Below are 20,776 nucleotides of genomic sequence, written 5' to 3' on the forward strand. Positions count from 1 at the left end.
TTTCATTGAAGGAAATGGACACAATTCAATGGCTTGCCAAACTTATCAGCTTTCCTACCGTTTCTAGTAATTCGAATATCCCATTAATTGAAGCAATTGATATCTGGTTTAAACAATATCATATTGATTCACATATTATCTATGGCTCCGATACATCAAAAGCAAATTTACTGGCCACGATTCCTGCAAAAAATGGTAAAACCCAAGGAGGAATTATACTGTCTGGCCACACGGATGTTGTGCCTGTAGCAGGTCAGCTATGGCACACCGATCCTTTTAAAGCTGTCGAACGAAATGGCAAAATTTATGGTCGTGGAGCCTGTGATATGAAAGGATTTATTGCGGTTATGCTGGCTCTCATTCCCCAGTTTAAACAATTACCACTCCACAGACCGATTCATTTTTCGTTTACTTATGATGAAGAAACAGGCTGTATCGGTGTTGATTTTTTAGTGAAGTATTTACAGCAACAAAATATACAGCCCGAAGCCTGTATTATTGGTGAACCTTCAAGTATGCGACCTGTCGTTGGCGAAAAATCAAGACGAGTCTATCATTGTCAAATTCAGGGATGGTCAGCACACTCTTCGCTCACAGCCCAAGGCTGTAATGCTATTGAATATGCCAGTCAGCTCATTAATTATATCAATAAGTTAGCCAATCACTTAAAAAAAAATGGCCCTTTTGATAATGACTTTGATTTTCCGTTTACAACTATTTCTACCAACATTATAAGTGGCGGAACAGCCTCTAATATTATCCCGGGTACCTGTGAGTTTTTATTTGAAATTCGTTATCCGCCTCAATTCCTTATTGAAAATCTGCATAGTCAGCTTGAAAATTACATCAATGAAAAGTTAGTGCCTGAAATGAGAAAAAACTACCCGGAAGCAACCGTTTATTTAAAACAAATTTCAGACGCTCCCGCATTCAACGCGTCAGAAGACGCGCCTCTCACACGATTAGTACGCACTGTTACTGGTGTAAAAGAGCGCTTGAAAGTGTCTTATTCTACCGAAGCAGGCAGTTTTCAGGAAGCAGGTATTCCTACTCTTATTTGTGGTCCAGGGAACATTCAGCAAGCGCATCAGCCTGATGAATTTATAAGTAAAGAACAACTTATTATTTGTGAAAATACACTTAAAAATATAATTCATTTTTTCTGCGTCAACCCAAACCAGTATTAATTAAATGAATCAGTTGTTTTTAATACGATAAAATTGACATTTCATTCCCAAATACAATCCTTCTTTATAGGGTTTCATACCACATTTTTCCATAACTCGAAAAGACGCCTGATTTTCTTTGTCGGCATAAGCAATAATATAATCCGTATCAATATTGTTCTTTGCCCAAGCGAGTAATGCGTTTAATACTTCCGTAGCATAACCTTTATTCCAGTGCTTTTTATGGAATAAATAACCGACTTTAATTTCACCGGTCTCAAGCTGATCAAAATAAGCCTCTCCCACAAACTCATTCGTTTCAAGTTTAAAAATAACCAGACAAGGTAGGGATTCTGTCTTATTACTTACAATACATCGCCGGATAAAGTCTTTAATTTCTTGCCGACTTAATGTCCCCTCGGGGAAAAATTCTTTTACAAGAGGATCCTTATCGACTGTTTCAAGATAAGTGAGATCATCTTGCCTAATCAATCGTAAACCAAGCCGCTTTGTCGTGATTAAGTAGCTCTCCATTTTCCCTTAAAAAACCCTCAACCAGATTGATTTTATTATTTTAGTATAGTTCGAATTGGAAGGATTATAATCTTTCCTCAATTGAAACCGGGTACCTTTTTCGATCTTAAGATCCTTAATATACTCCAGCTTAAAATTTCTCCACTCGGGAAGAAAACCTATCTTGCTGCCATTACTTATTTGATAACAGTGAAGCTGTATAAGCGTATTTAAATATCCATAATGGTAAGGTTGAACCCTGCGTGAATAACCCTTGTAATTAAAGCTGACAATTTCCCGGTTTTTCATTGCCTCTTCAAGCAGATGTTCAAGAAAAAAATAGCTCATTTAGTTTATTGGTGTGGAAAATAAAAATTTATGTTAGCAGAGATTTTCATTTCAGAGGTAGAATCATTTATAATCTGAATTAAAAAAATTATTGCCATATCATCAGATTTAAGGGTAAAAGATAGCTTGTATATAAAAACATAAGGGAGCCTGATGACTTTTAAAACTTATTTTCTTGCGGGGGGCGCAGGATTTGCAGGATCGCATTTTATCGATGCCTTATTAAGTCAAAAAACTACCGAAAAAGTCACCGTTTATGATAATTTTTCTTCTGGAAAAGAATGGCACTACCAATCTCACCTCGCTGATCCACGTTTTTCAGTCATTAAAGGGGATATCAAAGAGGAAAAAACGTTGAATGAAGCGATGAAGCATCATGAGCTGGTGATGCATTTTGCTGCCAATCCTGATATTGCTCGTGCTGCCATTGAACCTGGCATTGATTTTACTGAAGGGATGTATTTAACTTATCGGGTTTTGGAAGCGGCTCGTTTAGCTCAGGTTAAAAGGATTCTCTACACATCGGGCAGCGGTGTGTATGGCGAAGTCGGCATCGAAAGCTGCGAACATCAGGGGAATATGCATCCCATTTCGACTTATGGCGCCAGTAAACTTGCCAGTGAGGCTTTTATTTCCAGCTATTGTCATATGTTCGGTCTCACTGCTTGTGTTTTCCGTTTGGCAAACATAGTCGGCCCGCGTCAAACACATGGCGTAGGGTATGATTTTATTAACAAGTTAATTCAGGATCCGACCCGACTCGACATTCTGGGTGATGGCTCTCAGAGCAAATCCTATATTCACATCAATGACGTGGTTTCTGCAGTTCTCCTGGCGAATAATCAATTAAAAGTTCCCTATGAGGTTTATAATGTAGCAACAGGGGATTATATTAGTGTGCTGGATATTGCCCATCTTACCCTGGAGTGCATGAACATAACACAAAATATCCGTTTTAATTTTAGTGGAGGCAACAGGGGCTGGAAGGGTGACGTTCCTCTGGTACGTCTTAATACCGACAAAATTCGCTCCCTTGGCTGGACCTGCCAGCACACTTCCAGACAAGCTATAAAAAGTTCGCTTCTGGCCATGATAGAAGAGAGAAAAGCGCGGTGGCCAAAAATAGGCTTGAATCTCTCGGCAAAGTAGCGCTCTAAACAGGGATAATGAACATTTACCTGTAATCAGTTCAATTACAATAATATCCAATAAGCCAGACCCAAACCCAATCCTACAAAAATACTGATAACTGCCGTGCAATTAAAAACTACGTTGGTTAATTTATACCAGTTTGACGTCTTCCAGTGGCCCTCAAACAGCCACAAGGTAAGAATGGAAAGCATTACCAAATAAGGAATAAAATCGACTTCGTAGCGCTGAATGGCAAAAGGCAGTGTCATAAGAAATACAGCATTAATGGTGGGAATCAACAGAGTGAATAATAAAAACCAAAGAAGCGGAATTTCAGTTATTCTTTCTTTAAAATAAATGCTGATAAGTTTGGGCAAGATTAAAATGAGTATTATAAAAGGCGTGGTAGTTAACACCCCCGCAACGCCCTCCACCGTGTAATCATTATCAACCTGATACCAACAGGGATGCAAACGAAGACTTAAATAAGGCAAGTGAGAATTGACAACATAAGGCTGAAGAAAATAATAATAAAAACCAAATAGAATATTACGAGGGATTTTGGATAAATCCGCCATCTCAGTGTGCAACGCCTGAATATTATTACATGATAATTGCCAAATATGACCAAAATCCCAGATCGAATCAAATCGAAGGTAATTATAAAGGGCTAATAGTATGCCAATACCTATGGAGGGTAACAATAAAGCACTTATCAACGCGAATAATCGATTTTTAGGTACATGTTTCATCAGAAAAATAAGGAAAACAGGAAAAAAAATCAAGCAAACAAGTGCAAAATGGGGTCTGCCGGCGACAGACAGGGATAAAAAAAGACTCAATAAAAAAACATGTCTGGTTTGATAGTGTTTATCAAAAAATTCATAAAGAAAAAAAAGCGCAATACTCATACAGCAAAACGCAGAAGAAATGGCTACTTCATACACTCGAGGTATGGACAACAAAAGAGGGGCATTAGTCGCAAAACCCAGAAGAAAACCTGTCAGGATAAGTTGTAATTCTGTAAAGGGAGAGAAGTATTTATTCCTTATCTTTATAAGAAGGTGAAAATTAACCAGGAAAGCGATTGTCAAAAAAAAGAACACCGCAAAACTGTCTGTCGGATAAAGTCCTGTCAGCCATTTAAGGGGAAGAAAGAAAACCAGTACAGGCAGTGGCCCAAAATAAAGGTAATATTTTCCTTGATAGAGAGAAGCGTCATAAATCCTAAAATTAATATTTTGCGCAGGATCGTAAGGATTGGCCAAATTAAGCAATTCTTTCAGAGGCGCTTCTAATAAACTCAAATGGCCCGCTAGAAAACTTTGAGTCAAGTATTGATACAACGTTTCTGGCCCTTGATTAAAGGAAAGATGAAAAGTGGGATAAAATGCATAGACCAAAATAACATACAAACTAACCGACCACTGAAAAAAAGCCTTTCCTCTCATCCACTACCCCTTTAATCAGGAATGCACCAGCTTTGTTCCTTCAAAATCAAAACTAAAACGCACCTCTTCCAAACCTGTTTTACGCATCGTGTGACGCAGTTTATTACGATCAGCCGCGTAAAACATTAAAAAACCACCTCCTCCCGCACCGACCAGTTTTCCACCAACCGCTCCATTTTTCATTGCAAGATTGTACCATTCATTAATATCATGATTACTGATGCCCATTGAACGCTCCTTTTTGTATTCCCAATGTTCATGCATCAGTTCGCCAAAAGAAATAGCATCATCCTGTTCCAGAGATTCTTTTATCCGATAACCTAACGCTTTAACAAAATGTAAATTTTGGAGCATTTTTTCATCGTGCTGTTGAGTTCTGCTGTTTTGATCGCTCAATATACTTGCAGCGCTTCGTGAATAACCTGTAAAAAATAATAAAAGATTATCCTCCAAATCAAAAAGCATATCTTGAGAAATAGTAAGAGAAGTCGCAGAAACCTGATCATTTTTATGAAAGGTAAAACAGGTTAATCCTCCATAAGCAGCAATATATTGATCTTGCTTACCCACGGGTTCACCCAGACGCTCTATTTCGATATGACAGGCTAACTCAGCGAGTTCCTGAGAAGAAATGAGCTGATGATTATGCGTGTGCAGAGCGCCCAGTAATGCCGTGGTAAAACTGCCAGAGGAGCCTAACCCTGTCCCTGCCGGAATATCGGCGAACGAGCTGATTTCAATTTGATCAGTATATAAATTGGGTAGACGTAAAACCTCTCGTATAATTTTATGTTTTATTTCATCCACTGAGTTGACATGTTCCAGTTCGGAATATTTAAGATAAATACGCTTGATAAAAGGCTTCATGACAGTTACATACACATATTTACTAATGGCAGCAGCGATTAAAAACCCTTCATGCTGGCGATAATAAGAGGGTAAATCAGTCCCCCCTCCACCCAGAGTGATTCGCAAGGGACTACGTGCAATAATCATGGTTACTCCTGAAACGCTAACTTAAACCCGGCCGCCATTGCATCATTGTGAAACATTTTAACAGTTTCAAGCGAATAATCCTCCAAATCATACCCAACGAGAACCCGCTTTTTCAGAATATCTTTCGTTACCGTAATAATATGACAACCAATGGAATCAGCCTGAAAGATATTAAATAATTCACGTGGACTGGCCCAGATTAATTCCGATAACGGGTTAATTTTAATCATGTCAAGCGCTGCTTGCATGAGAGGGAGCGGGTCTTGTCCTGTGTCCGCAATGCGTCCGGCAAATACCGACACATAACTTGGTACCACAGGTGAAAGCGCCAGACTAACCGCGCGCACCTGTTCCAATGTCATGACGGCAGTAATATTTAATTTAATATTTTGTGCCACTAATTTTTTAATCAGTGGAAAAGAGGGTTCACCACGAGTATTCGTAATTGGAATTTTTACATACACGTGCTCGCCGAAAGCAGCGATCCGCAACGCTTGTTGTTCCATTTCGGCGAAATCATCAGAAAATACCCCAAACGAAACAGGCTTATCGGGTATAAAAGCAAGAATTTCCCTGGCAAAAGCTGAAAAATCAACCACGCCTTCTTTACGCATAAGGGTAGGGTTTGTCGTTATTCCTTTAATCCAGGGATTATGACGTATTTCCAATAACTCGGCCTTATCCGCACTATCAAAAAATACTTTTACTTTCAACTGTTCAATTTTTTCATTCATACATTTCCTGAGTACATTCTTCCTGACGGTTCCTGGGATTTATTTTTAACAACGGGTGCGATACCAGCAAATGCCAGATAACAGCCTGCAAGGCTTCTGTATGAGGTGTTATTGTTTCAACATTCACTGTCGGCACAATAAGACATACATCAGCTATTTGTCCTGTATACCCTCCATCCCGTCCCACAATCCCTGTTATTTTCGCCTCTACTTTTTTTGCATACTGTAGTGCGGTAACCAAATTGGGACTAATGTTGTTACCGGGATGCCCTCCACCCACTGAAAGGATAAAAACTGCATCATTGGCAGAAAGTCTGGATATTTTCAACCATTCAACAAACGTGGTTATCCAGCCATCATCATTGGTACGCGCTGTAAGCTCAGCAACATTATCCGTTGGCGCATACGATTCAATACCGGCTATTTTACGAAAATCATTGACCGCATGAGAACAGTTAGCCGCGCTACCGCCAACGCCCAAGAAAAACAGACGTCCTTTTTTTTCCCGAAGCTCACAAAGAAGATTGACCATTTTCCCAATTGCATTAACATCTACCTGATTAAGAATTTCTTTTGTTTCGTTCAAATATTGTTGGATATAACTCATTGTTTTCCTTTTAAACAACCATTTAAAATCAAACAGTTAATTCCCGCGAAGAGGTCAACTAACTATAAATATTTTTGCCATTCATTGTAAAGGAGGTTTTAAGAGGTTAACGTCTGTCATGAAAAATGCAACCGCATTTTTACAATTCTTTTTATAGTCCACCATAAACTATCCCAACTTTCCAATTTACTCTCCCCTATTCTTTCTCGATAATCAATAAATACCGTATGAACCTTATAGCCAAAAATCAAGGGCTTTAAAAGCAGCTCTACCGGTAATGCAGCGCCGTTTGCTTCAAATTGCAACGCATCAAGCATACTTTTACGATAAGCACGCATTCCGCTATGAAGATCAGTAATTCGTTTAAAAAATAATATACTTGCCAACCAGGCAAACGAGATATTGGCCATATAATTCAGCCAGGGCATTGCTTCAGGCTTTTTTTTCAGACGGGATGCGTCAACTAAATCATACCCCTTATTCAGAATGAGCGAAGCAAGCTCGGGAATTCGTTCGGCGGGGTAAGTATTATCACAGTCCAGGGTAATAATGACATCACGAGTCGCTTCTCGAAGCGCCCGCTCCATTGCAGGACCATAGCCGCGGGGCGGGAACTGGGAAATGACTCGCGCTCCCTGTTGTGCAGCAATAAGCGCTGTCTTGTCCTGGCTTGAATCAACAATAAGAATTTCCGCTGCCGGAACAATTGTCTTGATATCGTTAATGACCTTTGCTACCGCATTTTCTTCATTTCGGGTAATCATGGCAATAGTAATTAACTCTCCTTGAGAGTCCACAGGAAAAATCATTCATGGTTCTCCATTTGTAATTTTTTTAATTCTTTATTCGGGGATTGACGTATTCTGGCTAACGCTTGTTTTAAATAACGGGATTTGGTGTGAAGCGAATTGATTGGATCGCCATTCAATGCGGCTGCAAGCCTGATAGCGCTGGCCACTGCCATATCGACATTAATATATTCAAAATAGCTAAAACGACCGAGCAAATGAATACCCAGAGACGCAAACCATTTTCTTATCAATTGGGCATTTTCTTCATAACCTACGTCATACACTACATAAGATTGCTCTACTCGATCCACTTTTTCGCAGACAATAAACTCATCAGCGGGTAATAATTGACGTATCTGTAAATGATGCTTTGTATGAGTCAAAATCTCTGCATCCGATTTGTACCAGATTTCCGAATTTTTAGCACAGGTAATTTCTGCCTGTAAACTCCAATGACCTTGAGGGCCGTTAGCTGCGGAAAAAGTACAAGGATAACTGATTCGATTCACCCGGAATTCCTCTTCAGGAAAATAAACAGCAGTATACTGGGTTGTATCTACTCCTCGGATACCAAAAGACAGGATTATCATCGGATTAACAATTAATTTTTCCGCAGCAGCCTTAATTTCATCAGGAACAGGTTCCTCCATTTTCTGAATCAATGCGTGCAGTGGCATGGTGCTAATCACTTGTTCATATTCCTTTCTGTTACCCTGACTATCAAACAATTGTATCCTGCCATTAACCCGCCGGATTTTATCGACAGTGAACTGGTAGTTAATAGTCGTTGGATTTTTCCATGCTTCACAAATCGCCTGATAGCCTCCTGTTTTTGGATAATGATAGTAGAGCTGATGCAAATAACCTTCGGTGGTATACCCCAATGACGACTTCAAAATATCTTCAGGAACCGGCGTAGGGATACGATCTGCCATCGACATGGAAAGCCGCTCCACCGGAATATTCCATACTTTTTCATTGTAGGGAAACAAATACCGTGAGCAAATTCCTTCTCCAAACGTTTTTAAAAACCATTCTTTCATGTTAGCGGGATTGGTATATTTTTCTTTGTAAGGATTAAATAGAAAATGACGAATACAATCATAGTTATCGTCGAGTGCAAGCGATTTTAAGTCATTTTCAAACGGATAATTAATCATGCGGTTCTTATAGGAAATTTTATTGTTGCGTCGACAGCATGCAACATTATCACCCAAAGTAGCCAAGATAAAATCGAGAATAGCCTTGTCACGGGAAAAAAGGATGTGAGGCCCGTAATCAAAAGTAAACCCATTAATAACAAAGGAAGAAGCATGGCCACCTACATGAGATTTGCTTTCCAGTACCTCCGGTTTGTTATTTAAAAAAAGACTGACCGCCAAACCTGAAGGACCTGCACCAATCACTGCAAGACGAGAAGGTGAATTTGCCGTATGCTTATTGTTCATTAATAACCTGCTTTGTCATGAACTACAAAGTTTTAATTGATATCATTATATTTTGTCAGGTGCAAATTGCCATTAACACGCTAATGCCAGAGGAGCCGCTATGAGTTTGCCCGTTGTTATTTTAGCAGGAGGGTTAGCAACACGATTATATCCCCTGACTCGACAAATCCCCAAGTCTCTTGTAAAGGTAGCGGGAGACTATTTCATCGCTCACCAGCTTCGTTATCTTGGACAACAGGGAATATCTCAGGTAGTGCTTTGTCTGGGTCACCTCGGTGAACAAATTGAATCCATTATTGGCAACGGCTCTGCCTATGATTTAACAGTACGCTATTCTTGGGATGGGCCTCACCTGCGAGGCACTGGCGGCGCTTTAAAACAAGCACTCCCTTTGCTTGGCGATGCTTTTTTTGTGCTCTATGGTGATTCTTATCTTCCTATTGATTTTTCAGCCGTGGAAAAAATTTTTCATGCAAACAGCAAACAGGCATTAATGACTGTTTTTAAAAATAAAAATCAATGGGATAAGAGTAATGTACGTCTGGATAAAAATCTTGTTATTGAATATAACAAACATCAACCAGGACATGACTTGGAATACATTGATTATGGATTAAGTATCCTGTCAGCCTCTGCTGTAAGGAATTATCCCGGTGAATCGTTTGATTTAGCCAGTCTGTATCAGGATTTGTCCTTTCGCAATGAATTAACAGGTTATGAAGTATTTGAACGGTTCTATGAAATTGGTTCTTTTGAAGGGCTAAATGAACTAAAAAACAAATTCAATTAGCGTCTTCACATTCGCTCCAGGAATAAAAGTCAAGACGACTTCTTTTCATTTTTCTATAAAATGTGTGTGGGCAATCTTGTACCTGGCACGTTTAAATTTTTGATACTCCTGTAAGGCACGAGGCTGGTCATTGATTAGTTATTCGTTCTTTTTTTAGACCAATAACCTATCCAAAATTAACTTGATCGCCCCCTGTTTTTGCAACAGTATCCTGTTCAAGATTCAATGATATTTCTTTGTATTTACTGCCGGGTGAAAATAAACTCATTTGAGTTACACTTGCTATTGTTTGTGAAAGGCTTGAGGTATGAGCAGATAAATCTCTAATAATCTTTTGTGCAATCAGTTTTTCATAGAGATCAGGGCTATTTTTTTGTATGTAACTCTGTAATAAGTTGTGCTCTTGTAATAATTGTTTTATTCCTTTATGAGTGCGGCCGGTTAATAATGTCATTGTTTTAATATTTTCTTTTGATGCATTTTTTAAGATATCAAAATCTTTGGGGAATAAATCGTCTAACTGATCCAGTTTATCCTGTTCCAAATCGACTAGTACAATATTTTCTCGACCGTCAAAATAAAATAGTTCTTTTTGAAATAAAATATATCCCGATTTATTTGGTAACAATCGTTGTATATCATCAATCAACATGTATTGCGGATTTTTATCTATTCTAATTATTCCGCACTTTCCTTTATCTAACATTAATCCATATTGAGCAACTTCTTTTGACAATTCGAGCACTATATTTTTCTTATCCGAAGATGATTGTGGCTCATTAGACGACACTTCAAATGAATTTAAAATAGATCCTAATAATGTTTGAGGAAACAATAATTGCCAAAGCATAATCTGTTTTAATTCATTATCTTTTATAGTTGAAACCAAATTTATCAGGCGTTCTCTTAGTTGTTTTTTTTCAGGGGTAGTATATTGTATATGATTTATAGAAAAAGAATTGTTTTTCCATATTTGTTCGTTAATTAAAACACGTAAAAAATCTTCGCGAAAACGATACGTAATAGTATCTGGATGAGCTTTTTCTAATAAACTGAAACATACATTTCTGGCAAGTTTATACTTACCCAGATAGTTTGCAGCAATAGCTAAAACTGTCATGTCTTCCAAATTTTTTTCTGGCTTGTCAGATAATTCATTAAAAGCATTATTCAAGCCCATTTCTTGAACCAGATAGAATATTGATTCTTCTATAGGTAATGCATCAGGGTTTTCCATCTCACTAATATAAGCACTATATTTACAAGTTTTTTCCATATTAATCAAAAGATAAGTACATAAAGATAAATATCGGGTTGTATCTTCACGACACCATTTTTGAGATAAATGTTTCCAATATTCCTCTGAGTCTGGTTTATTTTTAAAGTATGTATTTTGTCGCATACAAAACTGAATAACCGGATTTTTAAGAGTCAATTCATAGGACCTCTCGCATAACTCTGACATACGAAAAAACTCAATCATACACTTGTTGACCTTCCTATATTCTTTTTGTTGTATATAAAGCAAGGCAAGATTGTAATAAGTGATCTTATTCTCGGGGTTCAATTCACAGGATTTTTCGAAAACGTTTATGGCTTGTGGAATTTCATTAGCTGCACAATAAGCTTCTCCTAAATTATTGTAGCCAATGGCATGATCGGGATTTAATGCAATATCATTTTTGTAAGCTTCAATAGCTTCCTGGAAATTATTTTGGGCGAAGCAGATATTACCACGGTAAAAATGAGCGCAACGATGAGCAGGATTTAATTTGATAGCTTCTTCGTAAGCTGCATTAGCTTTTTTCGTCTCATTTAGAGCAGAGTATATTTCGGCCAGGTAATAATGAGCATCAGCTTCACGAAGGTTAGTATGACGTGTGCCGGAAAAAAGATCAGGAAATATGAAATCGTAAGAATGGTTACTAATAGAAGCTATGGTGGCTCTCGTAAAACATTCAATAGCGAGCGAAAATTTCTTTTGAGCAGAGTAGGCAATTCCAAGATTTAAAAAAGCCTTGTCGTAACCCCATACAAAAAAGAAATCAAGGCATTTTTCAAAAGCCTCTATGGCTTCTGGTATCTTTTTTTGAGCATAATAAGCCTCACCCAATTTATTATAGGCTGCAGCTCGTCCGCTCGCTGTTTTAGGATGTAATTCAATACCTTTTTCGTAGGCAATACACGCTTCGAGAAATAATTGTTGAGCATAATAAGTTTCACCTAAGCGATAATAGGCATCCCCGTTTTTTGGATCGCTTTCGATAGCATTTTGATTGTCTTTAATTATTTTCTGAAATTTTTCCTGGCTGGAAGAAGCAACAGCTTCATAGAGATCTTGATAAAATTGACTATTCATTTAAATATTTCTCTTTATTAGGGCGCGTGAAGAAGAGCGCTGTATTATAATTAACCATCTTGATTGCGACGAGAGCTACAAGAGAATGCTTGCTAATTGGTAATACCTAATTTGTGCTAATATCATACCATTTAAATTTTGAATTTTTCTGCAAATAAAGATAAAACTTACAACTTACTCCTTCAATCAGGGATAAAAATTACAAAAGGAGGGCGTATTTGTGAATTTCATTGTCTTTTTTTCCTCAGCTGTAGGCACTGTAATTGGAGGAGCGGGATTTTTTAGCGCTTCAGTTAAGCTAATAAATTTATACCCTTTTCTTTTGTACATTTCCAAAACATCTTCCAAGACATAACTATTAAAAAGATTGGCATGAAGTAATAATATTTGTCGAGTCCCTTGCCCTTCTTCTACCGCTCTTTTTTCCGCCTGTAACGTTTGTTGCCAAATATGATTTAAATAAAATAATTTAAGAGCGCTAACAGACGTTTCTCTTAAAGGAATCGGGATTTTATACAGGAAGGCATTAAAATCATAATCCCTGCTATCAATCGTTACAGGGGCAACAATGTAATGATGGGCATTCAGATAAGCACAGACTTTTTGATTGGTAGCAACATCACCCTCAGCAAGATAAGGATAACGAAAATATTTAGGTTCAGTAAGGATTGGCGCAAGGATTTTATCAGCACGATCTATATCAGCAATGTATTCATTGGCATTCGTTTGATTTAAATTATAGTGGGAATAAGTATGATTACCGAGCAGAAACCCTGCCTGGCGAAATTGTTCAAGAAACGCCCATTGTCCTTGTTCTATTGCCCCAGCTATCACAAAGCCTGTGACTGGAACCTGATATTTTGTAAACGCCTGTACGATGTTATTAAAACGCTTTCTGGCTAATAATTGATTCTCCGGAGTATTCATTTTTGAGGCAACAAGCGGCAAATCATCAAGAGTAATGGCAATTTCACGTACTTGGGCAAAACACCAGGAAGAAAACAGAATGGCGGAAAGAGCTAACAATTTAATCATCGATAATCCATTATCCATCCACTTGCTATTATTTATCTAAGTGTATCATAAAAAAATAATTATGCTCATAAATTATGCAATAACAGGATAAGTTACTTTTGTGCGGACATCAATGCCGCCAAAAACATATTAGCGCCAGGCATTCTTTACAAACAAAAACTCATACACCCAGTAGCACACTCCTTTAGCCAAAATAATTGAGCGGTGATTGTTTTATGAAGGCAGAGGTAATTCCCCTCAAAATGAGGGGATCACTATTGAGGGGATCACTATAGTGCGATCCCCGTTCATACTTTATCATTATAAACAATAGAAAAGGGGCTATTGGATTGATTTAACTGCTCATAAGCTCGTTTAGCCGGCAGATAATGAGGAAACTGATTCATCAACCGGTTCAAAATTCTACGAGATAAATCTTCATCTCCACGATTCCACTCATTTAACGCATCAAAATACATGAGTGCGGCAGGTTGGCCAGCCAGAACAGGAAGTTGTTTAATAGCCACCGGTTCAATAAAACTCACTCGTTCCTGTTGTTGAGCATCTAACCATTGCAACATTTTACGTGCCTGCAGATTGCCATTCACGCTGGCTTGTTGCAACAGCCGTTTACCTTCACCCGATTTATGTCCACCCGTTGCATCACTATTAAATTGAATTAACGCCAGCTGATACTGAGCATAGGCGTTGTTATTGGCAGCCAACTCCGTATACAATCGCGTTGTTTCCTGATTATCCTGCTTTACTCCCAATCCATATTGATACATACGTGCCAGAGCAAGCTTCGCTTTTTCATTTCCTTTATCCGCAGCTTGAGAGTAATAGTTAATTGCGCTCGACAAATCAAGTGGGGTCGCGACCCCTGTCTCTGACAATAAACCTAACTGATATAAAGCATCACCGTCACCCAAAGACGCTGCTTTTCTATACAACTCCAAAGCGTGTTGTTCATTTCGCTGAGTACCAAATCCATTGAAATAGAGGTCTGCCAATTGGGTCATCGCTTTACTATAACCTTGATTGGCGGCTTTGGTGTAAAGCTGCATTGCTTTATCATAATTGACGGGAACCCCTTTTCCGTTATCATAAATAAGCGCCAGATCAAACTCGGCCACTTCATCATTTTTTGCCACAGCTAATTGATAACTTTCAATGGCCTTTAAGTAATTATCTTCTACAGTATCATAGATAAAACCCAAAGCGACTGCTGCTTTTGGATAAACGGATTCGGCCGCCGCATACCATTTTTTAGCTTCGTTATAATCAGGTTGTTTGCCAATTCGACCAAGCTGATAAAGCTGACCCAGCAAGTATTGGGCAACGGGTTGTCCCTGTTCCGCTGCCAGACTATACCATTTTGCAGCCGATTCCCTGTTCAGTTGTCCTCCCAGACCCGTATCATAAAGGTAAGCAAGTTTTAACTGCGCGTTTTTATCCCCTTTGTCAGCAAAATACTGATAAATATCACGAGCCTGCTGCATCTTTTCCGGATCATTGGCCTGCGCCAGATAGTAATCAGCAAGCAGCAAACCAGCATTGCTGTTCCCCAAGGCACGTGCTTTATTCAATTCAGGCAGAAAATCTTCGCCGTTTTGCTGTTTCAGTATTGCCAGATTAAGATCAGCATACGAAAAATCAGCATCAGCCGCCTGTTGTAAGAGGGCTCGCCCTTTTGCGACATCCTTGCTGAGTCCTGTGCCCTGACTATAATAAGTACCAAGAATAAAGGCATTAACCGGATTCATAGGCGCTTGCTGATACCAATACAAGGCTTCCACCTGATTCACCGGTGTGGCAATACCTCGCTCAAACATCATACCAAGCAACAATGCAGCTTCACCATTCCCCGATTTTGCCTGCTGTTTCGCCACAGCAAACGCGTCTTTTTGTTTTTCAGGGTCGTTATCCATGGCATTATAAAAAGCTAATGGTAATTGGGCTTCTGCAACACCTTGTTTAACAGCACCTTGATAAAGGCGTCTAATCAAATTGGCTCGGTTTTGTTTAGCCATCACACTTAAACCAGCCTGCTTTTGCCTGACCAGATAATCTGCCAGGCGATATTCGGCAGGACCGTAACCATTCGATGACGCCAGATAATACATTGCCATTGCCCGCTGATTATCGGGTTGAATCACTACAGCACCAGTCGCATCGGTGTATCCTTTATCGTAAATATTGGCCAGGACATATTGTGCATAAGCATTTCCTTTAAATGCAGCATCCGTTAACCAATTCATCCCTTGTTGATAATCAGGATTAGTTTGATTTTCCAGATAAAGGATTCCCAGATTATATTCGGCACGAATATCTTGTTGCGCGGCAGCCAATTGATAATAAATAGCCGCTTGCTGCGAGTTTTTAGCGACAATAACGCCATATTGATAAAGTTGCCCCAGCTCAAATTGCGCAGCCGAATCCCCCAAAATTGCCTGACCATATAATTGACTGAGGATGGCTTGATAATTGGCCTGGTTTTTCCAATCACCGCTCTTTTCCTCCACATAATTAAAAGTCTTTGAAGTTGCCTTTTCCGGATAAGGTTTACCCTCATCAGTCATCGACACTCTGGGTTTATGGCGCATCACCAACGATTCATTTTGTTGTAATGCTTCAATTTGTTTATCGAGGTGATAACGTGGAAAAGTCCATTTGGCCGCGTGACCGGCATTCAACATAGGCGCAATCAAATCAAAATAATCATTGATAGCAATTTCATTGGGTTGCATCATTTTAAATTGTGGCTGGTAAAGTTCTGCCCGCGTTACCATTTCCATCTGAGGAGCTTGATTATAATTATTTTCTTTTAACGCCAGAGGGTTCTGCCACGCACTATAAATACCCCCCAATTTATAAGTATCCGTGGTAAAATTATCCGTCTTATCATTACTTAACCAACGCGCGGCCTGTATTTCTGCAGGCAACTGAGATTCCTTTTGAACGGCAGTTTCCTTGGCTTTTTGCAACCATTGATCAGCCAGTTGTTGGTTAACGGCAACTCCTTTTCCTTCTTTATACATAAGAGCCAAAGCCTGTTGCGCTTCTTTTGATCCTTTTTGAGCCGCTTGAAGCATCCACATAAACGCTGTCTTTGGATTATAATATTTTGATTTGGAATCCAGATACTCATGAGCAAGCGTCAGTTCCGCTCGTGTATCCTGTTCAGTGACCGCTTTAGTTAACCAACCTATGCCTGTTTCCCATTGATCTTGTTTGATTGCCAGCTCTCCGAGAGCAATCATCGCGGCTGATGAATTCTGAGCGGCTGCCTTGGATAATAGCTCAACAGCCTTGGGAATATCTTTGCCCACTACCGTACCAGTGGCATACATCTGACCTAACCGTGCCTGTGCCTTTACATCGCCCTGGACAGCCGCTTTAGATAACCAAACCGCCCCCAGTTTTTTATTACGCTGATCACGACTCTCCAAAAAATAACTTCCCAATGTATATTGGGCAAGCGCGTTACCACTCTTGGCAGCATCCACATAGTATTTTCTGGCTATATCGGGATTTTTTTTAGTCCCCAGACCAAACATATAAGCGGCGGCACAATACATTTGGGCTTGTAAATCACCCGCCGATGCTGCTTTTTTAAACCAATATAATGCTTTTTCAGGGTCTTTTTCTGCGAGGAGGTTATAACGAGCCAGCAATTGTTGAGCCGGCAACACGCCCTTTTCAGCCGCCCGCTCGAAATATCGCAACGCCATCGTATTATTTTTTAATTGCCCATAACCATATAAACGCATCCGCCCTAAATAATAATCAGCTACCGGATCATCTGACTGACTGATAAGTGTTTTTGCAGCCAAAGCATAATCACCTTGGCGATAAGCATCCAAACCGTTAACAGCATACGCAATTTGGCTGCCTGTCGCTGCAATCAGACAAAACCAGGGCACGAATGATTTCATGGTAATTCCCCTCTTAATTGGTTTACCGCGCACACTTTTCCAGATCTATTGACCAGGAATAATGCCATAACGAACTACGGCACTTACCGCACCATTTCTGCTGTTACTATTTACTAACCAGTAATTTCCCCGATTATTCAGACCATAACGGACATTAGTATATTCACAAATTCTTAAGCTTGTTGAACAATCCACCATTTGTCCATAAGCTGATTTGCCATCCGGAATAGTACAGGCAAATTTAACGCGTTTTTCATTAGTAGATAATACAGCCCATTCACCCGCCCCAATTGAATGATTCAAATAAGTACTGCGCGAGCTTTCTTCATTACGCATTTGATAAAGCGTTATCGGTTGGTTTAGCCCATTATACATAAGGTATAATGATTGATTGTCATTCTTGTCACCCGGAAATAAGTGAAGTGTCTTTAACTTAAATTGATACCCTTTATCATGACACCCTGTGGGTGGCCTGTTATCGTCTTTTTCAGGCGCAGCATTGACTCCGCCTGCAACCAGAAACAGAAGAACGCCTTGTATACTTGCTATTATTGTTTTCATTGTTGGTTCTCACTGATCATGACCGGACGGACTATCACTTTGGTTCCCATGTAATGATTATTTTCGCTCGACAGCTCCACAAAATGGTGATTTAACCACTCGGCATCTTGCGTAAACATACGCACGCAACCATGACTGGCTCGATATCCGGGCATGTCTTGAGAGCCATGTAAAGCAAATCCTTTATGAAAATACATGCAATAGGGCATTTTTGCGCCACCTTTACCTACCGGATAAACATTAGAACGGCAACGCTCATTTTCTTTACTGAAAAAACGGAATATACCTGTCATAGTGCGGCAGGAGTGACTACTGTCTGAACATTTATCTCTACCAGAAGAGATAGGCCCCCATTTTACCAATTGACCGTTACTATCATAAGCTCCCCAGGCAAGCTTATCCTGATCAACAATCACTTGTTTCTCACCTTCAGAATGAATTCGTAAGGGAAAGGGAGAAAAATCAAAAATGGTTTTCTGTGCCAGATTACGAGGGACAACAATGACTTTGCCTGCCCATAAATAATTGTAGGAACGATTGAGGCGCTGCACCAAATCACGCTGTTGCTCGTCCGGAAACAATTTTTCCCAGGTTTGGCCAGATCCAATTTTAATACATTCATATTCCGGATAAGCACAAAGTGCCGTGCCATAATAATTTGCTGCATTGATGGGTAAGGTTGATATCATCAGTGCAATCACTAATATTATTTTTTTCATCTTGTGATTCCCCCCATTCAATTACCATTGCTAATGCAAGAAGCATGCTAAATTGTCACGTTTTATTTAAATAGTGTTCTCTTGTAAATCATCATGACAAAATTATAGGAACTCAAAACTTATTTCGGTAGTTCGTCTAAAAAGTTTAGGGTCTGAACAAAATTTAAATGAACCTGGCTTGATAGCTTGCTGGAAATAGATGTTTTAAAGTCAATTTATAAAAATAAGGTCTTAGTTGACTAAAAAATATACATAAACTACAATTTCATTAGCAATCATTGAATACGAGCAAAAAATGCCTAAAACACCTCCGCATGAATCTCGCCTACCGGATAAAAAAAAAGTGACTTCAAAACTGAAAACGCCGACCACAAAAACATCTTTGCAAGGAGTTCGTACGCCCGAGCAAGAAACCAGAATTCCAATTTCTAAAAAACAGGCAAGCAGCGCCACTAAACCTGTAGCTTCTTCAAGTACTAAATCCAATAAAAAAAAGACAATTAGCACTCCATCACAATCCAATAAGAGCAAAAAAACTGAATCTCAACCAAGCTCTTCATTGGCTTCAGAAGAGCCGAGTCCACTTAATCCATTAGAAATTCCTGAAATAGCCACAAAAATCGCGGAATATGTAACCGATAAAACGGGGGATACAGAACAGATTAATCGGAGAGCGTTAACGAGAACCTCTCAATTTTTTTATCAAATTGTCCAACCTTCTTCTTTAATCTTTAATCTATTACTGGCTACTTCTCATGGTAACGAAAGAAAAGTTAAAAACTTCTTTGAAAAATCACCTGCCAATATTTTTTATTTAACTGGCAAAAATAATATAGAGGATTATTCAGGTAGGAAATTTCAACGAATTTCTGCGTTTCAATATGCTCTCTGGGCTTTGGATTGGCGTATGTGGACCATGATGTTGAAGGCTGTTGATAACGCTGAAGCAAATGCCATCACTCAGGATGAGCTGGATTCAATGCCTGCCCACAAAAGAAGAGGTAATCTGATTACTAAAGAAGAGATAGCAACGCTCCGAGCAACGCTTTTGGAACAATATCAGGAAGTTGTTAACAAGGGTCTGAATTACACCATTGAACAAAAACAGGTAAAAGGAGAAACCCATTTTGACCTCAAAGGCCCTGAATTTTGCCTCATGCCACCAGAGCAATCCTTCAAACCCGAAAAAGGCAAAATCTATACCGCCATTAAAAATGGTTCATTGTATTATACAATGATTAATCTGGTCGGTGAACAAATCACCGATAGTATTCCTTTAAATCAGCTATCCTTTTCTCTTGAAGACCTGGAAACTATTGATTCCTTAAAACCATTCATCCCTCAGATCTTAAAAACCACAAGTGAGCGTGGTCACACTCATCCCCAGGCACTGATTAGTGCGCTTTTATTTTATGAGGGATTCGATGATGACGAGTTTCGCATAAGACAAGAGGAAATGGATAAACACTGGTGTCATAACATTGGAACAGCTCAGAGACTTCTCCCTGCCAATATTGCACAAGAATATGTCTGTTTTGCAAATAACGATGATGATTCAGAAGGCAACGATCAACTTTTTGATGTCCATAATCCAACGCTTAATCGCCGAATTATTAGTAATGACTATCAGTCAGAAACCTGTTGGTTTCCTCTTTCAAAAAATTACTCTACTATTGGTATATTAGGCTCTGATATTGCTTACGTAGCCTATCATGATTCATTTTTGTCTGAACGAACTGCCTCAAAAAACAACATTATAACAATGACAAATATAATGCAGCCTCTCTCCAAAACAAGAATTGAAGATAGATCCATGCTTCTTGAAACACTTTTAACGTCTTTGAAAAATCAGGAGGAGAATAAGGGTCCGAAGATTTGATAATTTTCACAAAATATTATTTAAAATCAATAAGTTAATTATTTATACGTACCGCGGCTTGTTCGCGTTACCCAGAGATTGGGCCACGAAACCAGCCTCTCCATGGATGCCACGGCACGTGGGGATTTGCAAGTGTCAAGGAAAACTTAAGGTTAATTAAATGATAATGCGTCTGGTACACGCAGTGGCTTGCTCGTTTGAGGGGCATACACAATAGTCTGGCCCCCTTGGTTGCATTCTGCCCCTTCATGCATTTAATCAGACTTGTATTACCCGTTACAAGGGCGCACTTGTCTCCTGTATTTTGCTTTCAGAATAGTCATAATACATG

The 20,776-nt window shown here is 39.2% G+C and carries 16 protein-coding genes; 4 read left to right on the forward strand and 12 right to left on the reverse strand.

Annotation, left to right across the window (positions count from 1 at the left end; genetic code table 11):
• The first annotated feature begins 14 nt into the window (after positions 1-14).
• Positions 15-1,187 carry an acetylornithine deacetylase gene (argE, locus tag T345_RS0103085; protein WP_028388057.1) on the forward strand — a complete coding sequence of 391 codons (1,173 nt, stop codon included), beginning with the start codon at positions 15-17 and terminating at the stop codon, positions 1,185-1,187.
• A gap of 9 nt (positions 1,188-1,196) precedes the next feature.
• Here the strand turns inward: argE and T345_RS0103090 are convergent, their stop codons facing one another.
• Complete coding sequence (locus T345_RS0103090; protein ID WP_028388058.1) at positions 1,197-1,700, reverse strand: GNAT family N-acetyltransferase; 504 nt, start codon at positions 1,698-1,700, stop codon at positions 1,197-1,199.
• Between the two features lie 480 nt (positions 1,701-2,180).
• Between T345_RS0103090 and T345_RS13410 the strand changes: the two genes are divergently transcribed.
• Entirely contained in the window at positions 2,181-3,176 is a 996-nt protein-coding gene (locus T345_RS13410) for an NAD-dependent epimerase/dehydratase family protein (protein WP_035918053.1), read from the forward strand.
• Between the two features lie 44 nt (positions 3,177-3,220).
• On the opposite strand, the gene T345_RS0103105 is transcribed toward T345_RS13410, so the two are convergent.
• From T345_RS0103105 to T345_RS0103130, 6 genes are all read right to left on the reverse strand, one after another.
• On the reverse strand, positions 3,221-4,609 hold the full coding sequence (locus T345_RS0103105) for a hypothetical protein (protein ID WP_028388060.1): 1,389 nt from the start codon (positions 4,607-4,609) through the stop codon (positions 3,221-3,223).
• A gap of 15 nt (positions 4,610-4,624) precedes the next feature.
• On the reverse strand, positions 4,625-5,605 hold the full coding sequence (locus T345_RS0103110; protein WP_028388061.1) for a GHMP family kinase ATP-binding protein: 981 nt from the start codon (positions 5,603-5,605) through the stop codon (positions 4,625-4,627).
• A gap of 2 nt (positions 5,606-5,607) precedes the next feature.
• The gene (locus T345_RS0103115; RefSeq protein ID WP_028388062.1) at positions 5,608-6,339 is read right to left on the reverse strand and encodes a transaldolase; all 732 of its coding nucleotides are present in this window, start codon (positions 6,337-6,339) and stop codon (positions 5,608-5,610) included.
• Complete coding sequence (locus tag T345_RS0103120) at positions 6,332-6,946, reverse strand: SIS domain-containing protein (RefSeq protein ID WP_028388063.1); 615 nt, start codon at positions 6,944-6,946, stop codon at positions 6,332-6,334. The genes T345_RS0103115 and T345_RS0103120 overlap by 8 nt, the downstream gene beginning before the upstream one ends.
• Before the next feature lie 116 nt (positions 6,947-7,062).
• The gene (locus tag T345_RS0103125; protein ID WP_028388064.1) at positions 7,063-7,755 is read right to left on the reverse strand and encodes a glycosyltransferase family 2 protein; all 693 of its coding nucleotides are present in this window, start codon (positions 7,753-7,755) and stop codon (positions 7,063-7,065) included.
• Positions 7,752-9,185, reverse strand: coding sequence for a protoporphyrinogen/coproporphyrinogen oxidase (locus T345_RS0103130; protein WP_028388065.1), 1,434 nt, complete (start codon positions 9,183-9,185; stop codon positions 7,752-7,754). Before T345_RS0103130 ends, T345_RS0103125 begins: the two co-directional genes overlap by 4 nt.
• A gap of 100 nt (positions 9,186-9,285) precedes the next feature.
• Here T345_RS0103130 and T345_RS0103135 point away from each other — a divergent pair, with 100 nt between their 5' ends.
• Positions 9,286-9,975: a sugar phosphate nucleotidyltransferase gene (locus tag T345_RS0103135; RefSeq protein WP_028388066.1), complete on the forward strand. Its 690-nt coding sequence runs from the start codon at positions 9,286-9,288 to the stop codon at positions 9,973-9,975.
• Between the two features lie 166 nt (positions 9,976-10,141).
• On the opposite strand, the gene T345_RS0103140 is transcribed toward T345_RS0103135, so the two are convergent.
• The 5 genes from T345_RS0103140 to T345_RS0103160 form a co-directional block, all read right to left on the reverse strand.
• Positions 10,142-12,334 (reverse strand): tetratricopeptide repeat protein, encoded by a 2,193-nt coding sequence (locus T345_RS0103140; protein WP_028388067.1) that lies wholly within the window; start codon positions 12,332-12,334, stop codon positions 10,142-10,144.
• Positions 12,335-12,520: 186 nt separating this feature from the next.
• A complete protein-coding gene (locus T345_RS13415) occupies positions 12,521-13,369 on the reverse strand; it encodes a polysaccharide deacetylase family protein (protein ID WP_051555109.1) in 849 nt (282 codons plus the stop codon).
• Between the two features lie 287 nt (positions 13,370-13,656).
• Positions 13,657-17,286, reverse strand: a complete 3,630-nt coding sequence (locus T345_RS0103150) for a tetratricopeptide repeat protein (protein ID WP_028388068.1) — start codon at positions 17,284-17,286, stop codon at positions 13,657-13,659.
• A 45-nt stretch (positions 17,287-17,331) separates the two neighbouring features.
• On the reverse strand, positions 17,332-17,847 hold the full coding sequence (locus T345_RS0103155; RefSeq protein ID WP_028388069.1) for a hypothetical protein: 516 nt from the start codon (positions 17,845-17,847) through the stop codon (positions 17,332-17,334).
• Entirely contained in the window at positions 17,844-18,566 is a 723-nt protein-coding gene (locus T345_RS0103160) for a L,D-transpeptidase (protein WP_028388070.1), read from the reverse strand. The genes T345_RS0103155 and T345_RS0103160 overlap by 4 nt, the downstream gene beginning before the upstream one ends.
• A 295-nt stretch (positions 18,567-18,861) precedes the next feature.
• Between T345_RS0103160 and T345_RS14495 the strand changes: the two genes are divergently transcribed.
• A complete protein-coding gene (locus T345_RS14495; RefSeq protein ID WP_028388071.1) occupies positions 18,862-20,445 on the forward strand; it encodes a hypothetical protein in 1,584 nt (527 codons plus the stop codon).
• Positions 20,446-20,776: the final 331 nt, after the last annotated feature.

The organism is Legionella fairfieldensis ATCC 49588, assembly GCF_000621525.1.
GTDB lineage: Bacteria > Pseudomonadota > Gammaproteobacteria > Legionellales > Legionellaceae > Tatlockia > Tatlockia fairfieldensis.